General features: G+C 70.8%; 22 protein-coding genes. 3 read left to right on the forward strand and 19 right to left on the reverse strand.

The features are described 5' to 3' along the window. Positions 1–36: 36 nt before the first annotated feature. From KZC57_RS06300 to gabT, 5 genes are all read right to left on the reverse strand, one after another. Complete coding sequence (locus KZC57_RS06300; protein ID WP_247641286.1) at positions 37–1503, reverse strand: NAD-dependent succinate-semialdehyde dehydrogenase; 1467 nt, start codon at positions 1501–1503, stop codon at positions 37–39. A 14-nt stretch (positions 1504–1517) separates the two neighbouring features. Next, entirely contained in the window at positions 1518–3074 is a 1557-nt protein-coding gene (locus tag KZC57_RS06305) for an APC family permease (RefSeq protein WP_025102346.1), read from the reverse strand. Beyond that, the gene (locus KZC57_RS06310; protein WP_085606317.1) at positions 3074–3958 is read right to left on the reverse strand and encodes a universal stress protein; all 885 of its coding nucleotides are present in this window, start codon (positions 3956–3958) and stop codon (positions 3074–3076) included. The genes KZC57_RS06305 and KZC57_RS06310 overlap by 1 nt, the downstream gene beginning before the upstream one ends. Beyond that, complete coding sequence (locus KZC57_RS06315) at positions 3958–5340, reverse strand: NAD(P)/FAD-dependent oxidoreductase (RefSeq protein ID WP_247641287.1); 1383 nt, start codon at positions 5338–5340, stop codon at positions 3958–3960. The genes KZC57_RS06310 and KZC57_RS06315 overlap by 1 nt, the downstream gene beginning before the upstream one ends. Before the next feature lie 89 nt (positions 5341–5429). Beyond that, a complete protein-coding gene (gene gabT, locus KZC57_RS06320) occupies positions 5430–6791 on the reverse strand; it encodes a 4-aminobutyrate--2-oxoglutarate transaminase (RefSeq protein ID WP_247641288.1) in 1362 nt (453 codons plus the stop codon). Positions 6792–6884: 93 nt separating this feature from the next. Here gabT and KZC57_RS06325 point away from each other — a divergent pair, with 93 nt between their 5' ends. After that, the gene (locus KZC57_RS06325; protein WP_105950312.1) at positions 6885–8393 is read left to right on the forward strand and encodes a PucR family transcriptional regulator; all 1509 of its coding nucleotides are present in this window, start codon (positions 6885–6887) and stop codon (positions 8391–8393) included. Positions 8394–8514: 121 nt separating this feature from the next. Here KZC57_RS06325 and KZC57_RS06330 read toward each other — a convergent pair whose 3' ends face one another. The 6 genes from KZC57_RS06330 to KZC57_RS06355 are packed head-to-tail and all read right to left on the reverse strand — an operon-like array spanning position 8515 to position 13502. After that, positions 8515–9369 carry a MurR/RpiR family transcriptional regulator gene (locus tag KZC57_RS06330; RefSeq protein ID WP_085606323.1) on the reverse strand — a complete coding sequence of 285 codons (855 nt, stop codon included), beginning with the start codon at positions 9367–9369 and terminating at the stop codon, positions 8515–8517. Beyond that, positions 9356–10171: a phosphonate ABC transporter, permease protein PhnE gene (gene phnE, locus KZC57_RS06335; protein WP_085606325.1), complete on the reverse strand. Its 816-nt coding sequence runs from the start codon at positions 10169–10171 to the stop codon at positions 9356–9358. The genes KZC57_RS06330 and phnE (KZC57_RS06335) overlap by 14 nt, the downstream gene beginning before the upstream one ends. Continuing rightward, positions 10168–10995: a phosphonate ABC transporter, permease protein PhnE gene (phnE, locus tag KZC57_RS06340; RefSeq protein ID WP_247641289.1), complete on the reverse strand. Its 828-nt coding sequence runs from the start codon at positions 10993–10995 to the stop codon at positions 10168–10170. Before phnE (KZC57_RS06340) ends, phnE (KZC57_RS06335) begins: the two co-directional genes overlap by 4 nt. Continuing rightward, positions 10992–11816 carry a phosphonate ABC transporter ATP-binding protein gene (gene phnC, locus KZC57_RS06345; protein ID WP_247641290.1) on the reverse strand — a complete coding sequence of 275 codons (825 nt, stop codon included), beginning with the start codon at positions 11814–11816 and terminating at the stop codon, positions 10992–10994. The genes phnE (KZC57_RS06340) and phnC overlap by 4 nt, the downstream gene beginning before the upstream one ends. A 1-nt stretch (position 11817) precedes the next feature. Then, positions 11818–12807: a phosphate/phosphite/phosphonate ABC transporter substrate-binding protein gene (locus KZC57_RS06350; RefSeq protein WP_247641291.1), complete on the reverse strand. Its 990-nt coding sequence runs from the start codon at positions 12805–12807 to the stop codon at positions 11818–11820. Positions 12808–12809: 2 nt separating this feature from the next. Next, positions 12810–13502: an HAD family hydrolase gene (locus tag KZC57_RS06355; protein ID WP_247641292.1), complete on the reverse strand. Its 693-nt coding sequence runs from the start codon at positions 13500–13502 to the stop codon at positions 12810–12812. A 118-nt stretch (positions 13503–13620) separates the two neighbouring features. On the opposite strand from KZC57_RS06355, the gene KZC57_RS06360 reads away from it, so the two are divergent. Beyond that, on the forward strand, positions 13621–14271 hold the full coding sequence (locus tag KZC57_RS06360; protein ID WP_247641293.1) for an amino acid deaminase: 651 nt from the start codon (positions 13621–13623) through the stop codon (positions 14269–14271). On the opposite strand, the gene KZC57_RS06365 is transcribed toward KZC57_RS06360, so the two are convergent. Both KZC57_RS06365 and KZC57_RS06370 read right to left on the reverse strand, forming a co-directional pair. Continuing rightward, positions 14272–14685 (reverse strand): riboflavin kinase, encoded by a 414-nt coding sequence (locus tag KZC57_RS06365; RefSeq protein ID WP_247641294.1) that lies wholly within the window; start codon positions 14683–14685, stop codon positions 14272–14274. Further along, on the reverse strand, positions 14682–15191 hold the full coding sequence (locus KZC57_RS06370; RefSeq protein WP_247641295.1) for a flavin reductase family protein: 510 nt from the start codon (positions 15189–15191) through the stop codon (positions 14682–14684). The genes KZC57_RS06365 and KZC57_RS06370 overlap by 4 nt, the downstream gene beginning before the upstream one ends. Before the next feature lie 103 nt (positions 15192–15294). On the opposite strand from KZC57_RS06370, the gene KZC57_RS06375 reads away from it, so the two are divergent. Continuing rightward, entirely contained in the window at positions 15295–15897 is a 603-nt protein-coding gene (locus KZC57_RS06375; RefSeq protein ID WP_025102352.1) for a PadR family transcriptional regulator, read from the forward strand. Between the two features lie 19 nt (positions 15898–15916). On the opposite strand, the gene KZC57_RS06380 is transcribed toward KZC57_RS06375, so the two are convergent. The 6 genes from KZC57_RS06380 to KZC57_RS06405 form a co-directional block, all read right to left on the reverse strand. Then, a complete protein-coding gene (locus tag KZC57_RS06380; RefSeq protein ID WP_105950314.1) occupies positions 15917–16801 on the reverse strand; it encodes a ribokinase in 885 nt (294 codons plus the stop codon). Further along, the gene (locus KZC57_RS06385; RefSeq protein WP_144882373.1) at positions 16794–18173 is read right to left on the reverse strand and encodes an NtaA/DmoA family FMN-dependent monooxygenase; all 1380 of its coding nucleotides are present in this window, start codon (positions 18171–18173) and stop codon (positions 16794–16796) included. The genes KZC57_RS06380 and KZC57_RS06385 overlap by 8 nt, the downstream gene beginning before the upstream one ends. A 109-nt stretch (positions 18174–18282) precedes the next feature. Further along, positions 18283–19131 carry an ABC transporter permease gene (locus KZC57_RS06390; protein WP_062765124.1) on the reverse strand — a complete coding sequence of 283 codons (849 nt, stop codon included), beginning with the start codon at positions 19129–19131 and terminating at the stop codon, positions 18283–18285. After that, positions 19124–19921 (reverse strand): ABC transporter ATP-binding protein, encoded by a 798-nt coding sequence (locus tag KZC57_RS06395; RefSeq protein ID WP_029989074.1) that lies wholly within the window; start codon positions 19919–19921, stop codon positions 19124–19126. Before KZC57_RS06395 ends, KZC57_RS06390 begins: the two co-directional genes overlap by 8 nt. Then, positions 19921–21024: an ABC transporter substrate-binding protein gene (locus KZC57_RS06400; RefSeq protein ID WP_247641296.1), complete on the reverse strand. Its 1104-nt coding sequence runs from the start codon at positions 21022–21024 to the stop codon at positions 19921–19923. Before KZC57_RS06400 ends, KZC57_RS06395 begins: the two co-directional genes overlap by 1 nt. A 77-nt stretch (positions 21025–21101) precedes the next feature. Further along, positions 21102–22232: a DUF6226 family protein gene (locus KZC57_RS06405; protein ID WP_247641297.1), complete on the reverse strand. Its 1131-nt coding sequence runs from the start codon at positions 22230–22232 to the stop codon at positions 21102–21104. Between the last annotated feature and the right edge of the window lie 14 nt (positions 22233–22246).

A 22246-nucleotide genomic window follows, 5' to 3' on the forward strand; every position in this document is an offset into this window, starting at 1 on the left:
GACAGGCTCAGGGACCCAGGCCGTTCAGGGGGAAGGTCAGGAGACCGGGATCAGCGTGTACTTGGTGGACAGGTACTCGTGGATGCCCTCGAAGCCGCCCTCGCGGCCGACGCCGGACTGCTTGACGCCGCCGAAGGGAGCCGCCGCATTCGAGACGACACCCACGTTGAGACCCATCATGCCGGTCTCCAGCGCGTCGATCATCCGCTGACCGCGCTGCAGGTTCTCGGTGAAGACGTAGGAAACCAGGCCGTACTCGGTGTCGTTGGCGAGGCGCACGGCCTCGTCCTCGGTCTCGAAGGTCGCGATCGCGAGCACCGGGCCGAAGATCTCCTCGCGGAGGATCGCGGAACCGGGGACGACGTCGGTGAGGACCGTGGGCTCGTAGAACGTGCCGGTGCCCTCGAGCGCCTTGCCGCCCGCGAGCAGGGTCGCGCCGCGCTCGACGGCGTCGTCCACGAGCTCGCCGGCCTTGGCCACGGCGTCCTCGTCGATGAGCGGGCCGATCGCCACGCCCTCCTCCGTGCCGCGGCCGATCTTCATGCCGTTGACACGCTCGGTGACGCGCTTGGCGAACTCGCCCGCGACGTCCTTGTGCACGATGAAGCGGTTCGCCGCCGTGCAGGCCTGACCGATGTTGCGGAACTTCGCGGCGAGAGCGCCGTCCACGGCCTTGTCGAGGTCCGCGTCGTCGAACACGACGAACGGCGCGTTGCCGCCGAGCTCCATCGAGACCCGGAGCACGCCCTCGGCTGCCTGGGCGATGAGCTTGCGGCCGACCTCGGTCGACCCGGTGAAGGACAGCTTGCGCAGGCGCGGGTCGGCGATGATCGGGGCGGACAGGGCGCTCGACTTCGAGGTCTGCACGACGTTGACGACGCCCTTGGGCAGACCGGCCTCCTCGAGCAGGGTCGTGAAGAAGATGGTCGTGAGCGGCGTCAGTGCCGGGGGCTTGATCACCACGGTGCAGCCGGCGGCGAGGGCGGGGGCGATCTTGCGCGTGGCCATCGCGAACGGGAAGTTCCACGGCGTGACGAAGAACGACGGGCCGACGGGGCGCTGGGACACGATCATGTGACCGGTGCCCTCGGGGTTGAGGCCGTAGCGGCCGCTGATGCGCACGGCCTCCTCGCTGAACCAGCGGAGGAATTCGCCGCCGTAGGCGACCTCGCCGCGGGCCTCGGCGAGGGGCTTGCCCATCTCGAGCGTCATCAGCAGCGCGAGGTCCTCCTTGCGCTCCTGCACGAGATCGAACGCCCGGCGGAGGATCTCGCCGCGCACGCGCGGTGCCGTCGCGGCCCACTCCTCCTGCGCGGCGACGGCGGCGTCGAGCGCCCGGATGCCGTCCGCGGGGGTGGCGTCGGCCATCGTGCGGATCACCTGGTTCGTCGAGGGGTCCTTGACGTCGAAGGTCGCGCCGGTCTCCCCCTCGATCCACTCCCCGCCGATGAAGAGGCCGGTGGGGATGCTGTCGAGCAGCGCCTGCTCGTTCTGAGTGCTCATGGATTCTCTCTCTTTCAGACGGACGTGGGACGACGACGACGGCTGGGCGGAGCGTCCATACCCAGCGTCTCACCGCGGAAGAAGGCGGGGCGGCGGATGGCGTTCCAGATCATCACGGCGATGCCGACGACGATGATGAGGATGCCGAGGATGAAGACGATCCCGATGCCGCCGATCTCCGACCCGGAGCCGTAGGCCGGGTCCATGGAGTCGATCAGCGTGGTGAAGAACAGGATCGCCAGGATGATGCCGCCCACCAGCGGGAACAGGAAGGTGAAGAAGACGTTCCGCGCCGAGTCGAACCACTGCTTGCGGAAGTACCAGACGCAGGCGAACGCGGTGATCCCGTAGTAGAAGCAGATCATCATGCCGAGCGTGAGGATCGTGTCCCACAGCGTGTCCTCGCTGACCACGCGCATCACCGCGTAGAACGCGGAGGCCACGATGGCCGACACGATCGTGGCGTAGCCCGGGGTGAAGAACCGTGGGCTCACCTTCGCGAACGACTTCGGGAGCGCGCCGTAGTGGCCCATCGCGAGCAGGGTGCGGGCCGGACCGACGAACGTCGACTGCAGCGACGACGCCGAGCTCGTGAGCACCGCGAGGGACACGAGGAACGCGAGCGGCCCGAGGATCGGTCCGGAGAGGTGGAAGAACACGTTCTCCTGGATGTCGCCGTTGCCGAGGCCGAGCTCCCCCGTGCCGACGCCCGCGAACATGATCATCGCGACGGCGAGGAGCAGGTACAGCGAGACGATCGTGAGCACCGTGACGGTGGCCGCGCGCCCCGGGGTCTTCTCCGGGTCCTTCGTCTCCTCGTTCATCGTGAGGGTGACGTCCCAGCCCCAGAAGATGAAGATCGACAGCGACAGACCGGCGGCGACCGCGCTGAACGACGAGATCGCGAACGGGTTGAACCAGTTGAGGTCGAACGGCTGGTAGTCGAAGCCGTTGCCGCCCACGGCCTGCACGATCGCGGCGACCGCGAAGAACACGAGCACGAGGATCTGGAATCCGACGAGCCAGTACTGCAGCTTCTGCGTGGTCTGCATGTCGCGGTACGACACCCACGTCGCGCCGAGCATGAAGAGCAGGCAGACGCCGATGTTGATCCAGGTCACGCCGGCGAGATCGGCGATCTCCGCGTTGCCCGTGATCTGCGACAGCAGCAGGAACAGGAAGTCGACCGCGACGCCGGCGAGGTTGGACAGCACGAGGATCGTGGCGACCACGAGACCCCAGCCGGCCATCCAGCCCACCCACGGCCCGAACGCCCTGGCGGCCCAGGTGAAGGAGGTGCCGGAGTCGGGCATGCGGTTGTTGAGCTCGCGGTAGCCGAAGGCGACCAGAAGCATCGGGATGAAGCCGACGAGGATGATCGCCGGGATCTGCGCGCCGACCTCGGACGCGGTGGGGCCGACGGCGGCCGTGAAGGTGTAGGCGGGGGCGATGCACGAGATGCCGATCACGACGGCGCCGATCAGGCCGACGGTGCCGGCGCTCAGGCCCTTCGTCGAGATTCCGGTCGTGACGCCGGATGCGGGCTCCGTCGCCCGGTTGGTGCTGCTCATCAGCGGTCTCCTGCTTCATCGCGGGTACGCGGGACGACGATCATGGGGACGGGCAGTTCGTGCAGCATCTTCGCCGCCGTGGAGCCCAGGAAGAGTCGGCGCGGCTGCGCCAGCCGGCTGGAGCCGACGAGCACGACCTCGCCGGGGAGCCAGGAGAGCCCGGCGACGGCGTCCTCCACCGTCTCGCCGGGGGCCTCCTCGACGACGGCGCCGAGGCCGTCCGGCAGCCGCTCGGCGGCGACGGCCAGCACCTGGTGCGCGTGCTCGCTGCCGGCGAGGCGGATCGCCCCGGTGTCGAGTCCCGGGGGCACGTCGAACGGCACGAGCGACACCAGCCGCAGGCTCACCTCGGCGGCGCCGGCGAGGGCGACGGCCTGGTCGAGCACGCCCTCCGCGCCGGGTCGGGTGCCCACGGCGACGGTGACGCGCGGGAGCACGTGGTCGTCCTGCTGCGCGAGACCGGACGGCGCGAGGGCCACCGGGATCGGCGAGGAGTGCAGCAGCTCCGACGCGACGCTGCCCAGGCGGTGCCGGCCGAAGAGGCCTCCACCGGCCGTGCCGATCACGATGACGCTGGCGTCGAACTCCTCACCGGCGGCGATGAGGCCCTCGGCGAACGACTCCGAGAAGCGCACGTGGCCGCTGCGCACGAGCTCCTGCGGCAGACGCACCACCGCGTCCTGCAGCCAGCTCCGCGCCTGCTTCCGGATGACGTCCTCGTAGGCGCGCTCCGGTGGCACGGCGGCGCTCCGGGTCCCCTCGGTCGGCAGCACGATCACGAGGTGCAGGGTCGCGCCGATGCTGCGCGCCAGTCGTGCGCCCAGCGCCGCCGCGTCGGCCCCCGCATCCGTCGCCGTGTAGCCGACGACGACCGAGCCGGTCATCAGCCGATGCTCTCGGGAGCGCCGGCCTCGCGGCGGGCGTCGACGATGTTCGCCGCGACGAGGTGGCCCATGCGGATCGCCCCGTCGACGTGCTGGTAACCCGCTCCGGCCATGTCGCTGCAGGCGAAGTGGATCGGTCCGACCGGCGTGCGCAGGTCGGCGCCGTAGCGGTGCAGACCCCCGAGGTCGAAGCTCGCGGCGTACGCGCCGCGGGTCCACTCCTCGCTGCCCCAGTCGCTCTCGTAGTAGACGACCGGGTTCTTGGCCTCGGGACCGTAGTAGTGCGAGAGCGACTCGAGGATGCGCTCCTTGCGCTCCTCGGCCGACAGCTCGAACACGCCGTCGGCGTTGGCGTCGGACACGAAGCCGACCACGGTGCCGCGCTCGTCCCCGTGGTTGGTGTTGTCGTACGCCTCGTGCGAGAGCTCGTACGGGCTGAACGCCGTACCGCTCAGGCCCTGCTCGCGCCAGAACGGGCGGTCGTAGACGGCGTGCACCTTGATGACGAAGCCCATCGACAGGTGCTGGTGCAGCTGGTGCTGACGACGCGGCAGCGGCGGGACGAAGGAGATGCGGTTGTAGAGGATGGGGGCGTGCGCGAGGATCGCGTACCGTGCCCGGACCGTGAGGTCGTCGGTGGTCGCCACGACCCCGTCGTCCGACCACTCCAGGCTGCGGACGGGCTGGTTCAGCAGCACGTCGTCACCCAGGCGCTCGGCGAGGCGCAGCGGCACCTGCTGGAGCCCTCCCACGACGCGCTTGTCGAGGATGAAATCGGCGTCGACGAGATTCGAGTACGAGCCGGCGGACGCCGCCATCAGCAGCGACTGCAGGAGCGAGAAGGCATGGGTCGGCTTGGTCAGCATCGCCGAGCCGGTCGCGAAGGCGAGGTTGCGCACGGCCTCGTCGTCGTCGGTCTGCGACCGCAGCCAGGCGTCCCACGAGATGGAGTCCCACTCGGCCGCGTTCGGGTGCTCCCACGGCTTGTCCGGGTCGATCTCGGCGACGAGGGCATCGAGGATGCCGGTGATGCGGGCGATCACGGCCTCGGTCTCCGCCGACACCGGGAACATCTCGCCCGTGAAGCGGTGGGCCTGACCATCCGGGCCGACGTAGACGCTGTCACCCTCGCGGTAGCGGCTGTAGGTCTCGAGCCCCAGCTCCTCGATCGTGTCCTTGAGGGCGTCCTGGTCGGGCGAGACCCACTGGCCGCCGATCTCCAGCATGGCGCCGTCGATCACGTCGGTCCACAGCCGGCCACCCACGCGGTCGCGGGCCTCCAGCACGGCGACCGACAGTCCGGCCTTCCGCAGGTCGTTGGCCGCCGTGAGCCCTGCGGCTCCGGCGCCCACGATCAGCACGTCGCGGGTGATCTCAGCCATCTGCAACTCCTTCGTCGTCGGGGGATGCGGGGGAAGAAGTACCGGTCGCGTCCCGAAATCCCCCGATCCGGGGACGCGACCGGACAGTGTCAGGCGCCGGCGAGCGCCTCGGCCACGACGTCGAGGCCCTCGTTCAGCAGCTCGTCGCCGATGGACAGCGGCGGGAGGAAGCGGATGACGTTGCCGTACGTGCCGCAGGTGAGGACGATGACGCCCTGAGCGATGCACGCCTTGGCAACGGCGGCCGTGAGCGCGGCGTCCGGAGCCTTGGTCTCCGGGTCCACGAACTCGGCCGCGACCATCGCGCCGTGACCGCGGACGTCGCCGATGCGGGCGTCCTCGGACTGGAGGGCGGTGAGGCGGCCGATGAGGATCTCGCCGATCTCGCGGGCCCGCTCGATGACGCCGTCGTTCTCGAACACGTCGATGGCCGCGAGCGCCGCCGCGCAGGCGATCGGGTTGCCGCCGTAGGTGCCGCCGAGGCCGCCGGAGTGCGAGGCGTCCATGATCTCGGCGCGACCGGTCACGGCCGCGAGGGGCAGCCCGCCCGCGATGCCCTTGGCGGTGGTGATGAGGTCGGGCTCGATGCCGAAGATCTCGCTGGCGAACATGTGCCCGGTGCGGGCGAACCCGGTCTGCACCTCGTCGGCGATGAAGACGACGCCGTTCGCGCGGCACCAGTCGACGATCGCGGGGAGGAAGCCGTCGGCGGGGACGATGAAGCCACCCTCGCCCTGGATGGGCTCGATGATGACGGCCGCGAGGTTGTCGGCGCCGATCTGCTTCTCGAGCTGGACGATCACGCGGGCCGCGGCCTCTGCGCCCTCGAGTCCGTCGCGGAACGGGTAGGACATCGGCGCGCGGTAGACCTCGGGGGCGAACGGGCCGAAGCCGCTCTTGTAGGGCATCGACTTCGCGGTCAGCGCCATGGTGAGGTTCGTGCGGCCGTGGTAGCCGTGGTCGAACGCGACGACGGCCTGGCGTCCGGTGTGCTTGCGGGCGATCTTGATCGCGTTCTCGACGGCCTCGGCGCCGGAGTTGAACAGGGCGCTCTTCTTGGCGAAGTCACCGGGGGTGACGCGGTTGAGCGCCTCGGCGACGCCGACGTACGACTCGTACGGCGAGATCATGAAGCAGGTGTGCGTGAACTGCGCGGCCTGCGCGGCGACGGCCGCGGCGACCTTCGGGTGCGCGTTGCCGACCGTGGTCACCGCGATGCCGGAGCCGAGGTCGATGAGCGAGTTGCCGTCGGCGTCGACGACCACCCCTCCCCCGGCGGCGACGGCGGCGACGGGCACGGTGTGTCCGACACCGGCGGCGACCGCGTCCGCCTTGCGGGCGAGGACCTCGGCCGACCGCGGGCCGGGGAGTTCCGTGACGAGGCGACGCTCCTGCGGGAGGTCGGGGCCGCCGAGGGGGACTGCGGGTGCTGCGGTGTCGAGGAGAGCCATGTCGCGAGCGTACGGCGGCATCGGAGACGCCCGCATTCGCCGGGTCGTACAATCGGAGAATTGATTTCGCCGTCTCGTACAACCGGAGATCGCATGGCCCCCACCGATCCGCCCACGCTGTCCGCCCTGCTGCGGCGCCGTGATCTGGACCTGCGCCTCGTCTCCGCCGCCGCGGATCTGCCTGACGGCGCACTCGACCGTCCGCTGCGCTGGGTGCACAGCTCGGATCTCGCGGATCCGACACCCTTCCTCGCGGAAGACCTGGTGCTCCTCACCACCGGCGCCCAGTTCGACGACGCGGACGCCATCCCGCCCTACGTCGTGCGCCTCGCCGAGCGCGGGGTGCTGGGGCTCGGGTTCGGCACCGACGTGCATCGCTCGGGCACGCCGGAAGAGTTGATCGCGGCGTGCGCCGACCAGGGCATCCCGCTGTTCGAGGTGCCGTACCGCACGCCGTTCATCGCCGTGGCCCGCGCCCACTCCGAAGCGATCGCGGCGCAGGCCTACGCCCGGCGCACCTGGGCGCTCGACACCCAGCGCGCCCTGGCCCTCGCCGCGCTCCGACCGCGCGGGCTGGACGCCATCGTCACCGAACTCGGCCGTCGGCTCGACGCCTGGGCGGGCATGTTCGATGCGACGGGGGACCTGCTCGTCACCCACCCCCGGGACGCCCTCTCCGCAGGCGTCCGGGAGGAGCTCGGGACGCGGGTCCAGGAGATCCTCGACCGCGGACTCGAGGCAGGGCAGTCCCTCACCCTCGAGGCACACACCTTCATGCTCTTCACGGTGGGGCGGGGCGGGCACCTGCGCGGCGTGCTCGCCGTGGAGGCCGACGCCCTCGACCAGGAGGCCAGAGCCGTCGTCACGTCGGTCATCGCGATGGCCGGACTCGCGCGGGAGCAGAGCGAGCAGCTCGCGCGCGGCCGTCGCCGCCTGCACACGCAGCTGCTGCGCTCGCTCCTGGGCGACGACCCCGGCCTCGCGCGCCGGGTGCTCGGGAGCCTCCCGCCCGCCCCCGTGGTGGTCGCCGTGACGGGAGACGCCCCGGCGGAACCGCTCCTGGACTGGTGGGAGCGCCGGCGCCTCGACCACGGCACTCCCGCGTTCCTCGCCGATTCCGAGGACGGCGTCGTCATCTGCATCTCCGCGACCGACGAGCCGCTTCTCGACGATGTGGCCGCCCGCTTCACCGCCCGCGTCGGCGTCTCCGCTCCGGAGGGGTACGACGCCTTCTCCCGGGCCCACGCGCAGGCGCTCGTCGCGCTCCGTCAGCCCGGCACGAGCGGTGCCGTCCGGTACGCCGACACGGTCGGGTCGAGCCTGCTCACCGCTCTGGCCACGGATGAGGCCCGGCTCGTCGCCGAGTCGCGACTCGCCCCGCTCCGGGAGCACGACGCCGCCCACGGCACCGCGCTCGAACACGCGCTGCGCACCTGGCTCGACCACGACGCGCGGGCCGAGCAGGCCGCCGCCGCCTTGGGCATCCACCGGCACACCCTCCGCTCCCGGGTCTCCCACGCCGGAGCCCTCCTCGGGGTCGACCTGACGACCTTCCCCGCCCGGGCCGAGGTGTGGGCGCTGCTGCAGACCGCGCGCGACTGACCCGGCCCCTTCCGCCCCCCTCACCCCGCGTCACCCGCACGACTGCGCGACACGTGCACGACGGATCGGCCCGCCTGCTCGTGCATCCGGACTGGGATCGTGCAGCCGGAACCGTGGTCCCTCAGCCGTCGAGGTTGTCGGAGACCACTTCGAGGGCGTGTGCCCGAGCCTGGACGGCAGCGTCGCCGCGCGCGGAGGTGACCGCGGCCGCGAACACCTCGGCGAACACGAGGAAAGCGACGCGGGAGGCGTGCTGCAGCTCTTCGCGGAAGCTCACCCCGGCCGGGGTGATGACGAGTGACAGGGAGGCCGCGTCGGTCAGCGCGGAGGACGCGAACGAGGTGAGCGCGATCACCGTCGCACCGCCGCGGGCGGCGGCAGTCGCGACACGCAGGCTCGCCTCATTGGCTCCGGAACCGCTGACGATGACGCACACGTCCTGCTCCGTGAGATGCCGGGCCGCGATCTGCTGGGCGATGGCGTCGGCGATGAACTCCGCCGGTCGCCCTGCCGCCGTGAGCCGCATCGCCAGGTCGCTGGCGATCGGCGACGAGAGACCGTTCGCCAGGACCAGCACACGTCGCGCGGAAGCGGTCGCGCCGACTGCCGCGTCGACGGTCGCCGGGTCCAGGAGACTCGCAAGCACAGGGAGGGACGCCGCGACTCGGCCGATCTCGGCGCGCATCCGTCCCAGCACACCGGGCCCGTGATCGACCGCGGCGTCACCGCTCCCCCCGCCGAGCTCGGCGGCCAACGCGACCCGGAGCTGTGGGTAGCCGCGGTAACCGAAGCCCTGACACGCGCGGACGACGGTGGCGCGGCCGACTCCGGCCCGGTCGGCGAGTTCCTGCGCTGTCCACTCCACGACGGCGTCGGCGGAGTCCAGGATGAGCTCGGCCACCCGCCGCTCCGCCGGCTGCAGGGTGTTGCGAACCGCGGCGATGCGCACGGTCGGCGGAGCGCTAGGGGCGAACACGGACTCGGGCTCCCTCCATGATCCGGCGGCGGATCGCGCCGGATGCCGCGTCGATCAGCATCGTCACCACGACCACCACGATGAGCAGGACACCCACCGTCGACCACTCACGGTACTGGGTGTAGGAGGTGAGCATGTCGCCGATGCCGCCGACGCCGATGAGCCCGAGGACGGCCGACGAGCGCACGTTGATCTCGAAGCGGTAGAGCCAGAACGACCAGAACGCCGGTTCCGCCTGCGGCCACACTCCCCATCGCAGCACCTGGAGAGTGCTGCCGCCGGCCGCGTGTGCCGCCTCGATGGGGCCACGGGGCACGGCTTCGACGGCCTCATAGCCCCATTTGCCGAGGGTGCCGATGCCGTTGAGTGCGAGCGCCAGGGCTCCCGTGAAGGGCGTGAGCCCTGTCACCGAGAGGATCACGATCGCGATGATGATCTCCGGGACCGCGCGGATGAGGGAGAACAGCCCGCGAAGCAGATTGCGCAGCCAGACCGGTCCGAAGCCGCGAGCGGCCAGCAGGCTCAGGGGTGTCGCGAGGAGGATGCCGAGTACGGTGCCGACCCAGGCCATCTCGATGCTCCGCCAGGTCTGCCACAGAGCCTCGGGGAGCTTCTCCCAGTTCGGGTCGCCGAACATGAGCACGGTGTAGCGCACGATCTCCGCCGGGAGATCGGCGAGGCGCGCCCAGGAGACGTCGATCGACCAGAAGGCCAGCACGATCACGCCGGTCACGAGGCCCCATCCGAGGAGGAGCCAGGGGCGCCGAGGCCGGGCGGGGACGGCGGTGAGAGGCGCGGTCATATGAGCCTCCGTCGGACGGCGTCGGAGACCACGTCGATCACGATCACCACGATGAGGATCTCGAGGATGATGAGCGAGAGTTGGTCATAGCGGTAGAAGGTGCGGACGGCGTCGATGAGCAGCCCCATGCCGCCCGCCCCGACCAGGCCGAGCACGGTCGAGGCGCGCACGTTGAGCTCGAAGACGTAGAGGGTCTGGTTCGCGAAGGCGGGCCAGGCGTCCGGAAGCGCGAGCGTGCGGTTGATCTGGGTCTGCGTCGCACCCGCCGCCCTGCCGGCTTCGAGGGGGCCGCGGTCGTTCGTGTCGATCGCCTCGGACACGAGCTTGACGATGATCCCGACGTTGAACAGGACCAGCGCCAGGATCCCGGGAAGGGCGCCGACGCCCACCATCGCGACGAGGATGGCGGCGTACAGCAGGTCGGGAACGCTGCGGACGACGTTGAGGGCGCCTCGCACGACCAGCCGCACGGCCGTGTTCGGGTTCGTCGCCCGCGCGGCCCAGAAGCTGAGCGGCAGCGACACGACGGCACTGATCGCAGTGGCGATGACCGCCATCTGCAAGGTCTCGATCAGTGGCGGAACCGTGCGCGGGAAGAACGACCAGTCGGGCACGAGCAGCTTCAGTACCTTGTCGGCGCCGTTCTGCCAGTTGCGCGCGATCGCGTCGAGGTCGACTCCGATCCCGATGCCGGGCAGACACATCACGACGGTCACCGCCACCACCCCCGCCAGGACGGCGGGCCCCTTCCAGGCGCCGGGGGGACGCGCGGGGACGTCGAGCGGTGCCGGCGCGGTCCCCGGAGCGACGGCGGGGGCGGTCATGCGTCCAGCCGATCGTCCGCGGTGAGCGAGCGGCCGTAGATGCTCTCGAAATCCGCGTCCGAGGCGCCGGCGGCGGGACCGTCGTAGACGACCTCCCCCGCGCGCATGCCGATCATGCGGGCGCCGTACTCACGTGCGAGGTCGAGCAGATGGAGGTTGACGAGCACCGTGATGCCCAGGTCGCGGTTGATGCGGCGCAAGTCGTTCATCACGCCGTGCGCGGTGGGTGGGTCGAGGCTGGCCACCGGCTCGTCCGCCAGGACGACGCGAGGTTCCTGGGCTAGAGCGCGAGCGATCGCGACGCGCTGCTGCTGGCCGCCGGAGAGATCGGAGGCCCGCGCGTGCAGCTTGGGCAGGATCCCGACCCGGTCGAGCGCGTGGTACGCGCGCTGCCGGTCGACCTCAGGATAGGCACCGAGGAGCGTGCGCCAGAGCGGCGTGTGGGCGAGACGCCCGACGAGCACGTTCTGCAGCACGCTGGCGCGACCGGCGAGGTTGAAGCTCTGGAAGACCATGCCGATGTCCCCCCGGAGCCGACGCAGCGTGCGTGGGGAGGCGCCGCTCACGCGATGCCCGCCGACGTCGAGGGTGCCGGAGGTGACCGGCACCAGGCCGTTGATCGTGCGGATGAGCGTGGACTTCCCCGAGCCGGAGAGTCCGACGACCGCGACCATCTCGCCGGCGGCGATGTCCAGGGAGACACGGTTCAGTCCGACCGTGCCGTTCGGGTACCGCACAGTCACCTCCTCGAGGCGGATGGACCACGGCGTGGACGCCGCGGCCGGAGCCGCGACGTCCACCGGGTGATGCGGAGCGGACAACTTACTGCAGCCCCAGTGCCTCGGCGGCCCGGGCGACGACGTCGAGCGACGCGGGGTCGGCCGGTGCGAGCTTGGTGATCGAGTAGATGCTCTCCAGGATCGTCGAGCCCTCCTCCGTGTTCGAGAACTCCTCGAGCGCGGTCGTGATGCGCTCCTGCAGTTCCGGGGACAGGTCGGCCGACAGAGCGACGCCGTCGTTCGGGATCTCCTCGGTCATGGCGAAGACGACGACCTTCTCCCCCACGTCCGGGGTGTCCTTCTGCACGATCGTGCGGGCGTCCCAGAAGCTGAAGCCGACCTCCGCGTCGCCGTTGTAGACGGCCAGCACGGACGCGTCGTTCGCCGTCACCGGGATCTGCTCGACGTCCGCGTCCGTGTCCAGGCCGGCCTCCTGGAGCGCGAGGATCGGGTAGATGTAACCGGCGGGGGACCCCGGGCCGAGGACGGCGACCTTCGCGCCTTCCACCTTGTCGATGCTGTCGAGACCGGCGGGCCCAGTCATGGCGTCGGCGCCGTTGCAGAAGAGCATCCCGTCACGCGCGACCGGCTCGTCCTCGCAGTACTTGTCGGGGTTGTTCGTCATGAACTGCGCCGGGTAGGTGATGTTGCCGTTGCGCTCGGTCTGCAACACGACGGAGGCGTCGTACATGTCGTTCGCCTGCCAGAGCTGCAGCGACGGCAGGAAGCCGATCTGCGCCTGCCCCGCGCCCATCGCCTCGACCGCGGCCTGGTAGTCCTTCGAGACGACACCTGTCACCTCGATCCCGAGCTCCTCCGTGAGGTAGTCGGTCAGCGGGGCGGCGGTGTCCACGAGGCCGTCCTGGTCCTGCGACGGGACGAGGGCGAGGACGAGGGAGTCCGGATCTTCGGCGGGGACGCCGGAGGGGTCGGACCCGGCGGCGGTGCCGGAGCACCCGGCGAGCGCGACGGTCAGCAGGGCGCCGGCGGCGGCGAGACCGAGAACCGGGCGACGGAAGGGGGAGGTACGCATGATCATCCTTCGGTGGTGAGGGTGTGTGAGATGGGCGGAATGGAGGAGTCGGTGGCCGGCAGCCAGGCTTCGAGCTGCGGGGCGAGCGTCGCGAAGTCGGCCGCACGGAAAGTCGGGGTCGCGGCCGGGTCGGCGAAACCCCCGATCAGCGCGGTGGCGTGGCCGCGAGCGTGTGCGGGGGCGAGATCGTTGCGCCACATGTCGCCGATGCTCAGCACACGGGCACCGGACGGCAGCGCGTCGAGGACCTTCTCCATCCCCGCGGGCTTGCGGGCGTCGGTCACGATGCGGTCGAACAGTCCGGCAAGCCCCAGGTGCTCCAGCGCCTCCGGAAGGCGCACGGCGGGGGCATTGGTCACCAGCACGCGCTCCGCCACGGAGCCGGCGGTCCGGAGGAACTCGACCAGGCCGCTCGGGACCGTGACCGGTGCCGCTGCCGTGGCGAGCTGAGCGCGGCTCGCCATGTACGCCGCGCTGAGCACGGCACGGTCGGCACCCAGGCCGTCCGCCGCGCGGCGGACGACGTCGTAACCGTCGACGGCGTCGGGGCCCGCGGCGGCGATCGCGGTGCGGATGTCGTGGACGAAGCGCTCCGGCGCGCCCAGCGCGATGGCCACGTGCCGGGCATAGGCGAGGACGGGCCCGTCGCCGAGCGCGATCGTGCCGTCGAAATCGAAGAGGAGGATGGTGGTCACGGGATTCCTTCTGTGCGGACGCTTCGTCCACCTTGAGCGATGGATATGGACAGAACGCCCACGCCGCATGAACTCCGCGTGAACACTCCGTCCACCTCGCTCCCGTATGGTGAACGCCGTGTCCGAACTCGCTGCCCTCATGCACGCCGCCGACCGTGCGGCGATCGACACCCCTGTCGCCGCGCAGGGCGCGATCGACGCGTTGCCCTGGCTCGACGCCTCACTCCGAGCCGATCGGGATGCCGGGCGCTTCGCCGCGTGGGGCCGATCGACGGCGGTCGACGAGAACACCGGCACGGGTGTCATCACGCCGGCCCTGTTCGCCCAACTCCACCGGCGCGCGGGCCTCTCTGCGACCTGGCCGACCGGCAATGCCGGCCTCCTGCACTGCTACGGGTACCTGCTCTCGCGGGAGCCCACTCCCTACGGCCTCAAGAGCGACCGCTGGTTGACCCCGGCCCTGGCCCTGGCCCTCGGACTCGCTGCGGACGCCTTCCTGCCCTGGCTTCCCGGTCCGACACTCCTGGCCCGAGCGACTGCCGCGGCGGCAGCCCTATCCGCAGGCCCCCACAGCTCCACGGTCGTCGTCGCCGGCCGCGAGAGTCGGGTCTCTCTGAGCGCGCCGGAGGGGCCGGCCGCTCTGGCCTACGCGGTCGCACCATCGCCGGGGCTCTCTCCACTCCCGGTGACACTCTTCCCCGTGACCGACGCCGCGGCGATCCTCACCGAGTTCCCCTCTCTGCCGCGACTTCGCTGGAACGCGGTGTAGTCAGCGTCGTGCGAACGTGCGCCGCTCCGCGGCGAGGAGCCGCCGGGAGGCCGCGACATCCGCGGCGGTGCGAGCGACGAGCTCCTCGACCCCATCGAAACGGAGGGTCGGCCGGAGCAGCGCGACGAGCTCGACCGACAGCCGCTGTCCGTAGAGGTCGCGGTCGACGTCGTGCAGGTGCACCTCGAGTCGCCGCGCCCGGTCGCCGCAGAACGTCGGGTTGGCTCCGACGCTCGCCGTCGCCTCCCACCGCCGGTCGTCATCGGGCAGCCGCGCCCAGGCCGCGTAGATGCCGTCGTCGGGCAGCAGCCGCTCGGGCAGGGCGAGGTTCGCGGTCGGGAAGCCGAGCAGTCGCCCGCGGCCGTCGCCGGGGACGACGAGGCCGGAGAGCACCGGGAGCGCCGGTCCGGTCACACGTCTACGGCGGGCGAGATCGCGCGGTAGCGGCTCTGGTGGAACACGAGCGGCTCGACGTCGTCGAAGAGCGTCACGTCCTGGATCTCGTAGAGCGCGATCTCGTGGTCGCCGCCGTCGAACGTGCTGTGCAGGCGGCAGGTGAGCCAGAGCGCGGCGTCGTCGATCAACACGGCCCCGCCCTCCGAGCGATGCCAGGCATGGCCGCCGAACCGGTCCCCTTCGCGCGCGGAAAGCGAGCGGCTGAGCGGCTCGTGGTGCGCGGCGAGGACGCTCATCCCCAGTTCGGGGACGGCGCGAAGCACGGGCCACGTCTTCGAGGTGCGGGCGGCACTGACGGCGACGAGCGCGGGCTCCAGCGAGATCGAGGTGAAGGAGTTCACCGCCATGCCGACGGCACGGTCCTCGACGTGGGCGGCCAGCGCGACCACACCGGTCGGGTAAACGGAGAAGGCGCGACGGAGAGCGCGGTCCCGCGGCAGGGCGTCGGTCACGGCAGTGGTCATCACGAAGTCCTTTCGTTAGTCAACTTTGACTAATTTGAATCATATGCATTTTTGACCATGCAAACAACAGATTTCACGACACCGAGCCGTTAGCATGAAGCGCATGTCGACCACCCGCCTCGTCGTCCTCGGCGCCGTCAAGCAGTTCCAGCCCGTTCACGGCTACTTCCTCCGCCGCGAGCTCATGACGTGGCACGTCGACGAATGGGCGCACATCCAGCCCGGTTCGATCTACAACGCCCTCCGCGCGCTCGAGGTCGACGGCTACGTGGCGGAGAGCGGCACCGAGACCGAGGGCAAGCGCCCGGCGCGCACCACCTACCGCATCACCCCGGCCGGCGAGGTGGAACTGCAGCGCATGCTGCGTGAGAACCTGTGGAACGTCGCGGCTTTCGACACCCAGGCGATCATGACCGTGGCCTCGTTCATGTTCGTCCTCAGCCGGCAGGAGGTCATCGCCGGGCTCGAGCATCGGCTCATCAAGAGCGACGCGATCATCACGCAGAACGGCTTCGACGTGCAGGACACCCTGCGCTCGGAGACGACCCCGGAGTACGTCCGCGAGATCTTCGACCTCTCCACCGCCCGACTCACCGCCGAGAAGGAGTGGCTCCTGACGCTGCTGGAGCGGCTGCGCGCCGGAGCGTACACGTTCGCCGGCGAGACGGCGGAGACGACGGAGGCGGAACCCGCTCCCCCGCGGTGACCCGCAGGGCGCACGCGACTCAGCGCCCGGCCACCAGGGCGTCGAGGGCATCGGCGGTGAGCGCCGGGGTGGTCGCCCCGCGGTGTCGGGCGACGATCGCCCCCGCGGCACAGGCGCGCACGAGAGCGTGCTCGGTGTCTCGACCCTGGGCGAGCCCGGCGGCGAGGGCGCCGCAGAAGGCGTCCCCGGCTCCCGTCGTGTCGACGGCGTCTATGCGGAAGGCCGCCACGTGCGCCCCGGGCCGTCCCGGCCGATGCAGCGTCACACCCGCGGCCCCCTCCGTGAGCACGACCGCTCCGGCACCGGCGCCGAGGAGCCGCTCGACGCCGCCGAGCTCCGCGCACTCCGTCTCGTTCACGACCAGCACGTCCACTTCCGGGAGCAGCTCGACCGCCGCCTCGTGCGCGGGGGCGGCGTTGAGGATCGTGCGCGCCCCCGCACCCCGGGCGGCCACGAGGGCCGCGGCGACCGCGGCGAACGGCACCTCGAGCTGGGCGAGCACCACAGCCGCCCCGGCGATCCCGGCCACGGCGTCCTCCGGAGTGAGCTCGCCGTTCGCCCCCGCCGCCACGAGGATGCTGTTGTCGCCGTCGTCGAAGGCCAGCACATGCGCGACCCCGGTCGGCGCGGACGCGGAGCGGCGGAGCGCGGCGTCCACGCCCGCTTCCGTGAGCGCCGCCTCCAGCACGGCCCCCGCCTCGTCCGCTCCGACGACACCGCAGAACCGCGTCGAGGCTCCGGTGCGCGCCGCCGCGACGGCCTGATTGAGGCCCTTGCCACCGGGGAAGCGTCCCCCGGCCCGACCGAGCAGCGTCTCGCCGACGCGGGGTGGGCGCGAGACCTCGACCACGAGATCGAGGTTCGCGCTCCCCACGACGGCCACGCCGGCGAGGGTCTCAGACACGGGCCATCGTCCGCCGGAACGACGAGCCCACGTGGGACTCGGCGAGCGCGGGCGTCGGGGTGCCCATCAGCCGTTCCCGCAGCGACTGCGGCTCGGCGGCGGGGTCGGTGATCGCCCCGCGCTCCTTGAGAATAGGCAGCACGTGCTCGATGAAGTCGGCGGTCGACGCCGGGGGGATCACCGGGGCGAAGAGGAAGCCGTCGAGGTCCGCGCCGTCGGCAAGCTCCATCATCCGGTCCGCCACCTGCTCCGGCGTACCCACGATCGGCCGGGCGCCTACCCCGTGCGCGTGCCAGTCGCCCAGCACGTCGCCCACCGTCTTGTCGGCGAAGCGGGCGACCTGCGTCTGCGAGAGTTCGGTGCTGAGCTCCGACATCGGCGTGCTCGGGTCATACGACGACAGATCGAGGCCGGTGAACCAGGCGTAGGACGCCACGGTGACCTCGGGGTTCTGCGCGTCGGCGACCTCCGCATACGTGCGGCGCGCCTCTTCCTCGGTGCTGCCGACGACAGCGGCGAACGCCGACATGATCTTCACCTCGTGCGCGCCACGACCGTTCTTCACCGCCTCCTCGCGGATCGCCGAGGAATGCGCACGGAGCTGCTCGACAGAGCCGCTCCCCACGAAGATCGCCTCGCCGTGCTTGCCGCCGAACTCGCGGCCCGCGGGCGACGCCCCGGCCTGGAACAGCACCGGCGTGCCCTGCGGCGAGCGCTGCGTGTTGCCGTAGCCGTGCGAGCGGAAGTAGGGCCCGTCGTGCGCGATGCGGTGCACCTTGGCCGGGTCGGCGAAACGGCCCGCCTTGTCGCGCTCCAGCGCGCCCTCCTCCCAGGCCTCCTCCCACAGCTTGTAGACGACCTGCATGAAGTCGTCCGCCATCAGGTAGCGCTCGTCGTGCCCGACCATCGGCACACCGAAGCCCTGCACCGCGGTGTCGGCGGTGCCGGTGGTGACGACGTTCCAGCCGATCCGGCCGCCGGACAGGATGTCGAGGGTGGCCAGGCGCCGGGCGAAGGAGTACGGCGGCTCGAGCAGGGTCGACCCTGTGGCGACGAGGCCGAGGCGGGAGGTCTCCGGGATGAGCGCGGCGAGGATGATCGCCGGGTCGAGCCGCGGCAGGTCCAGGCCCTCGACCGAGCAGATGTCCGGACGCTCGCCGGCGACGTCGGCCCAGCCCCACGCGTCGGCGAGGAAGAGGAAGTCGAACCCTGCGTCCTCGACCAGGCGCGCGGTGTCGCGCCAGTAGTCGAGCTTGTCGAAGAGGTAGCGCCGGTTGTCGGGGTGGCGCCAGGTCGCGGTGCCGGAGTCGTTGGCCTGGGCGTTCTCGAAGAGTCCGAGCCGCAGGGTCTTCACGGGGTGCTGAGCGGTCATGGCGGATGCCTTCCTGGGAGTGGGGGATGGTGTCGTTCGGAGTTTCCGGGCACGCCGGGGGAACCCGGGGGCGCAGGGGTCGCGCCCCCGGGACCGGGGGGTCGTACGGTCAGCCCTTCGCGGTGACCTCGCCGTCGCTCCACCACAGGACGCGCCGGCGCACGACCGCGAGGAGCACGATGAGCAGCACCCCGAGCAGGCAGAGCAGGGCGATGCTCGCCCAGGTCACGGGCAGATTCGCCTGCGCGGCCGACGTGGTGACGAGGGAGCCGAGACCGGCCTGCTGTCCTGCCGCGACGAACTCGGCCACGGCCGCGCCGACCACGGCGAGGGGCAGCGCGATCCGCAGACCGGCGAACACGTACGGCATGCTGCCGGGGAACCGCAGCTCGCGGAAGATCTCCCACCGCGAGGCGTGCAGCGTCGTGAACACATCGAGCGCCTTCTGGTCCACGTCGCGGAGGCCGGCGAGCGAGTTCACGAGCATCGGGAAGAACACCACGAGGCCGGTGACGATGAACTTCGGCACCATGCCGAACCCGAAGGCGACGACGAGCGCCGGGGCGATCGCGACGATCGGCGTCACCATCACGATGATGACCAGCGGCATGACGGCGCGCTCGATGATCTGGAACTCGGCCATCACGACCGCCAGGAGGAAACCCGCGAGGATGCCGGCCGAGGCGCCGACGACGACCTCAAGCAGCGTCACGAGGAAGTTCGACCAGTACATCCCCGCGTCCTCGACGAGGCTGGCGCCGATGGCCTCCAGCGTCGGGAGGACGTAGGGGTTGGTCCACGCCACGATCTGCCAGAGCAGGGCCGCGATCACGAACGTGATCAGGGTCGGCACCCAGGAGCCCCAGCGGAGCCACCCGGGGATGCCGCGGCGGGGCTGCGCCTTCAGCCGGGCGGTGGCGAGGGTGGCGGTGGTGTCTCTCATCGTCAGCTCAGACATGGGCCTTCTCCGTCTGCGCGCGCAGCGCACCGCGCACGACTGCCTCCAGGTCGCGGAACTCGTCTGTCGCATACGCTTCCTCGGTCCGCGGCCGCGGGAGGTTCACATCGATCACCTCGGCGATGCGTCCGGGGTGGGCCGCCATGACCACGATGCGGTCGGACAGCATGATCGCCTCCGGCACCGAGTGCGTGACGAACATCACGGCCTTGCGGTTCGACTGCCAGAAGTCCAGCAGGGCGATGCGCTGCAGGTCCCGGTTCATCTCGTCGAGGGCCGAGAACGGCTCATCCATCAGCATGATCGCCGGATCGAACACGAAGGCCCTGGCGATCGCGGCGCGCTGCTGCATACCGCCGGAGAGCTGCCCGGGGTACTTCTTCAGCGCATGGCCGAGCCCGAACGTCGACAACAGCTCGGCCGGGTCGCGGAGGGCGCGGTCGCCGTTGGCTCCGCGGTTGATCCGCACGGGGAGCTCGACGTTCTCGCGCACCGTCTTCCACGGCAGCAGCGCCGGGGACTGCGGGACGAGACCGATCTTCTTGTCGCGGGAGGCCGCCGTGACGCTCTCGCCGTCGATCGTGACGGTGCCGGAGTCGGCGTCGAGGAGTCCGGCGACCACCTTGAGCAGCGTGGACTTGCCGCAGCCGCTGGGGCCGATCACCGACACGAACTCGCCCATGCCGATCGTGAGGCTCACGTCGTCGAGCACGGTCACCTGGGCTCCGTCGACGCCGAAGGCCTTCGAGACGTTCCTGACCTCGACGCCCGCCCCCTGTGCCGCGGTCATCACTTCTCCGCCCAGATGAGGGTGTCGCCGTCGTACAGGTCCGCCACGAGATCCGGGTCCATCATGTCGGCGATGGCGGGGAGGTCCTTCACGTCGCCGTACTCCTGCACGATCTCGTACTCCGGCTGCCACATGTCCGCCGTCTGCACGCCGGGGTTGCCGCCCGCGCTCTCGCGCACCCAGGCCGACTCCACCTCCCACGTGCGGGCGAGCTGATCGCGCGGGAATGCCGCACCCTGGCCGTTCTCCTCCGCGAGGGCCGCCAGCATGTCGATGCACTCGTCCGCCTCGTCGAGACAGAACTGCAGGGCCTTGAGGCTCGCGCGCATGAAGTCGGCCGCGACCTCGCGGTGCTCGTCGAGGAAGCGCGAGTTCACCTCCATGACGTTGTACGTGCCCTCGACGCCGAGGTCGGAGGGCAGGAACTCGCTGAACGGGAGGTCCTGTGCCTTGAGCGTCTGCGGCTGGTTGGAGGCGTAGCCGACGATCGCATCGACCTGCTCGCGCACGACGACGGTCGGGTCGTAGTTGGTCATCTTCACCATCTCGATCTTCGAGACGTCGACGCCGGCCTCGTCGAGCATGGCCGAGGCGATGGGCGTGAGGTTGATGAAGTACCCGAGCGAACCGCCTTCGAGGTCGGTGAGGTCGGTGAGCTTCTCGTTGCCGAAGATCGAGAACGGCGGGGTCGTGCCGTAGGTCGCGACCGCGGTGAGGTTCTTGCTGTTCGCCGCGGCGAGCATCACGTCGGAGGCGGAGCCGAGAGCGGTGAACTGCGCCTGCCCCGAGGCGACGAGCTGCTGCCCGTTCGCGCCGGAGGCGTTGATCTCCACGTCGAGGCAGAGGTCGTCGAAGTAGCCCAGCTCCTTCGCCAGGAACACGTCGAGCTGCCCGGCGCTAGCGGAGTAGCCGTAGCCGGAGATGTAGGTGATGGTGCCGGCATCCTGGTTGCGCTGGCAGGCGTCGCTGCCGCCCGCGCTCGTGGGGGCGGTATCGCCGCCGGGCGCCGGCGAGGAGCATGCTCCGAGCGTCAGCGTGGCGGCGAGAACGCACGTCAGGGTGGCAGTGGTGCGGAATCGGGTTTCCGCAGAGGAAGTAGCCATGAGGGTCCCTTCTCGGCCGTTCGTCATTGATGGCTCGATGAAAGTAACATAGTCAATCTTGACTAAGCAAGATCAAACTAAGTTTGTGCGGTCGAGCGGAGCGGCCAGGCAGGCCACCAGCCGTCGTCGAGTCCGCTCAGCAGGGCCGCCGCGCGCTCGTGATCCTCGACGGAGTGGTCCGGGGCGGGGCCGGAACTGCTCTCCCGCCGCTCGCCGTCCGGCGACCGGATCTCGGTGTACAGCCACGCACGGCGACCGACGGGGTACTTCTCCCGGAAGCCGCCAGCGACGATCGACAGCACGATCCGCTCCAGCTCGTCCGCCGCGGTCTCGGCGGTCTCGTCGCAGGCATCGCAGATGCACGACGGCACGATCGCGTGGAAGTGGGCGCCCGCCTCGATGCTGACGGAGGGAACGGTCGGCGTGAGGATGACTCGCGCACCGTACGCCGGTGCGAGCACGATGCGTTCCGTCCCGTCCTCCCCCGACTCTCGCCGCGCCTCGACCTCGTACTCGCGGGAGAGGTGCTCGACGAGCGCATCGACCACGAGAAGCAGCGGCGCGAAGCGCTCCGGGTGGCTCTCCCGAGAGTACGACTCCTCCGGCGCGATGCCATCGGGCCAGCGGCGTCCGTAACGGATGACCTCGCCGCTCTCGTCATGGAAGTCCAGGAGCGGGAGAGCAGGCCGGACATACGCGCGCGCCGGGATGACGACGACCGCGGGAGCGGAATCCTCCGCGGACAGCGCCCTCATCTCCTCGTCGTCGAGGTCGTCCTGCTCCCACGACGCGAGCATCTGCAGAAGCGCGTCCCGCTGCTCGGGCTGCTGCACCATCCCCTGCACGAGGCCCGCGACCGGGATCGAGAGGGTGTTGGTCCCGATCTCCGGCTCGCCCGTCATCCGCCATGTCGCGGCCGGATGCACGACCGCGATGACGTTCCCCACGAACCGCGCCGCCGCCGTGGCCAGCCTGTCGCTCTCGAGGACCTCCGGATGACCGGCGATGAAGTCCCACGTCGCCCCGAGATCGACGGCGAGCGCTGCAGGGTCGTTCCCCTGGCCCCGCGCGAACTCGACGAAGGGCTCGAAGCCGTCGACGAACCGGACCGGCCCCGGAGCGTCCGGCTGCGGGGGCATCCACAGGATCGCGGCGGCACCCGCCTCGGGCATCGGACCGAAGGGACCGGGGAAGACACCGCTGCTCATCGACCGAGCGTACC

Source organism: Microbacterium sp. KSW4-4, assembly GCF_023091185.1.
GTDB lineage: Bacteria > Actinomycetota > Actinomycetes > Actinomycetales > Microbacteriaceae > Microbacterium > Microbacterium paraoxydans.

What these genes read in the sequence shown, in the direction of transcription:
- KZC57_RS06300 (WP_247641286.1), bottom strand. Translation starts at nt 1,503, where the DNA reads ATGAGCACTCAGAACGAGCAGGCGCTGCTCGACAGCATCCCCACCGGC.
- KZC57_RS06305 (WP_025102346.1), bottom strand. Translation starts at nt 3,074, where the DNA reads ATGAGCAGCACCAACCGGGCGACGGAGCCCGCATCCGGCGTCACGACC.
- KZC57_RS06310 (WP_085606317.1), bottom strand. Translation starts at nt 3,958, where the DNA reads ATGACCGGCTCGGTCGTCGTCGGCTACACGGCGACGGATGCGGGGGCC.
- KZC57_RS06315 (WP_247641287.1), bottom strand. Translation starts at nt 5,340, where the DNA reads ATGGCTGAGATCACCCGCGACGTGCTGATCGTGGGCGCCGGAGCCGCA.
- gabT (WP_247641288.1), bottom strand. Translation starts at nt 6,791, where the DNA reads ATGGCTCTCCTCGACACCGCAGCACCCGCAGTCCCCCTCGGCGGCCCC.
- KZC57_RS06325 (WP_105950312.1), top strand. Translation starts at nt 6,885, where the DNA reads ATGGCCCCCACCGATCCGCCCACGCTGTCCGCCCTGCTGCGGCGCCGT.
- phnE (WP_085606325.1), bottom strand. Translation starts at nt 10,171, where the DNA reads ATGACCGCGCCTCTCACCGCCGTCCCCGCCCGGCCTCGGCGCCCCTGG.
- phnE (WP_247641289.1), bottom strand. Translation starts at nt 10,995, where the DNA reads ATGACCGCCCCCGCCGTCGCTCCGGGGACCGCGCCGGCACCGCTCGAC.
- KZC57_RS06350 (WP_247641291.1), bottom strand. Translation starts at nt 12,807, where the DNA reads ATGCGTACCTCCCCCTTCCGTCGCCCGGTTCTCGGTCTCGCCGCCGCC.
- KZC57_RS06370 (WP_247641295.1), bottom strand. Translation starts at nt 15,191, where the DNA reads ATGACCACTGCCGTGACCGACGCCCTGCCGCGGGACCGCGCTCTCCGT.
- KZC57_RS06375 (WP_025102352.1), top strand. Translation starts at nt 15,295, where the DNA reads ATGTCGACCACCCGCCTCGTCGTCCTCGGCGCCGTCAAGCAGTTCCAG.
- KZC57_RS06385 (WP_144882373.1), bottom strand. Translation starts at nt 18,173, where the DNA reads ATGACCGCTCAGCACCCCGTGAAGACCCTGCGGCTCGGACTCTTCGAG.
- KZC57_RS06390 (WP_062765124.1), bottom strand. Translation starts at nt 19,131, where the DNA reads ATGTCTGAGCTGACGATGAGAGACACCACCGCCACCCTCGCCACCGCC.
- KZC57_RS06395 (WP_029989074.1), bottom strand. Translation starts at nt 19,921, where the DNA reads ATGACCGCGGCACAGGGGGCGGGCGTCGAGGTCAGGAACGTCTCGAAG.
- KZC57_RS06400 (WP_247641296.1), bottom strand. Translation starts at nt 21,024, where the DNA reads ATGGCTACTTCCTCTGCGGAAACCCGATTCCGCACCACTGCCACCCTG.
- KZC57_RS06405 (WP_247641297.1), bottom strand. Translation starts at nt 22,232, where the DNA reads ATGAGCAGCGGTGTCTTCCCCGGTCCCTTCGGTCCGATGCCCGAGGCG.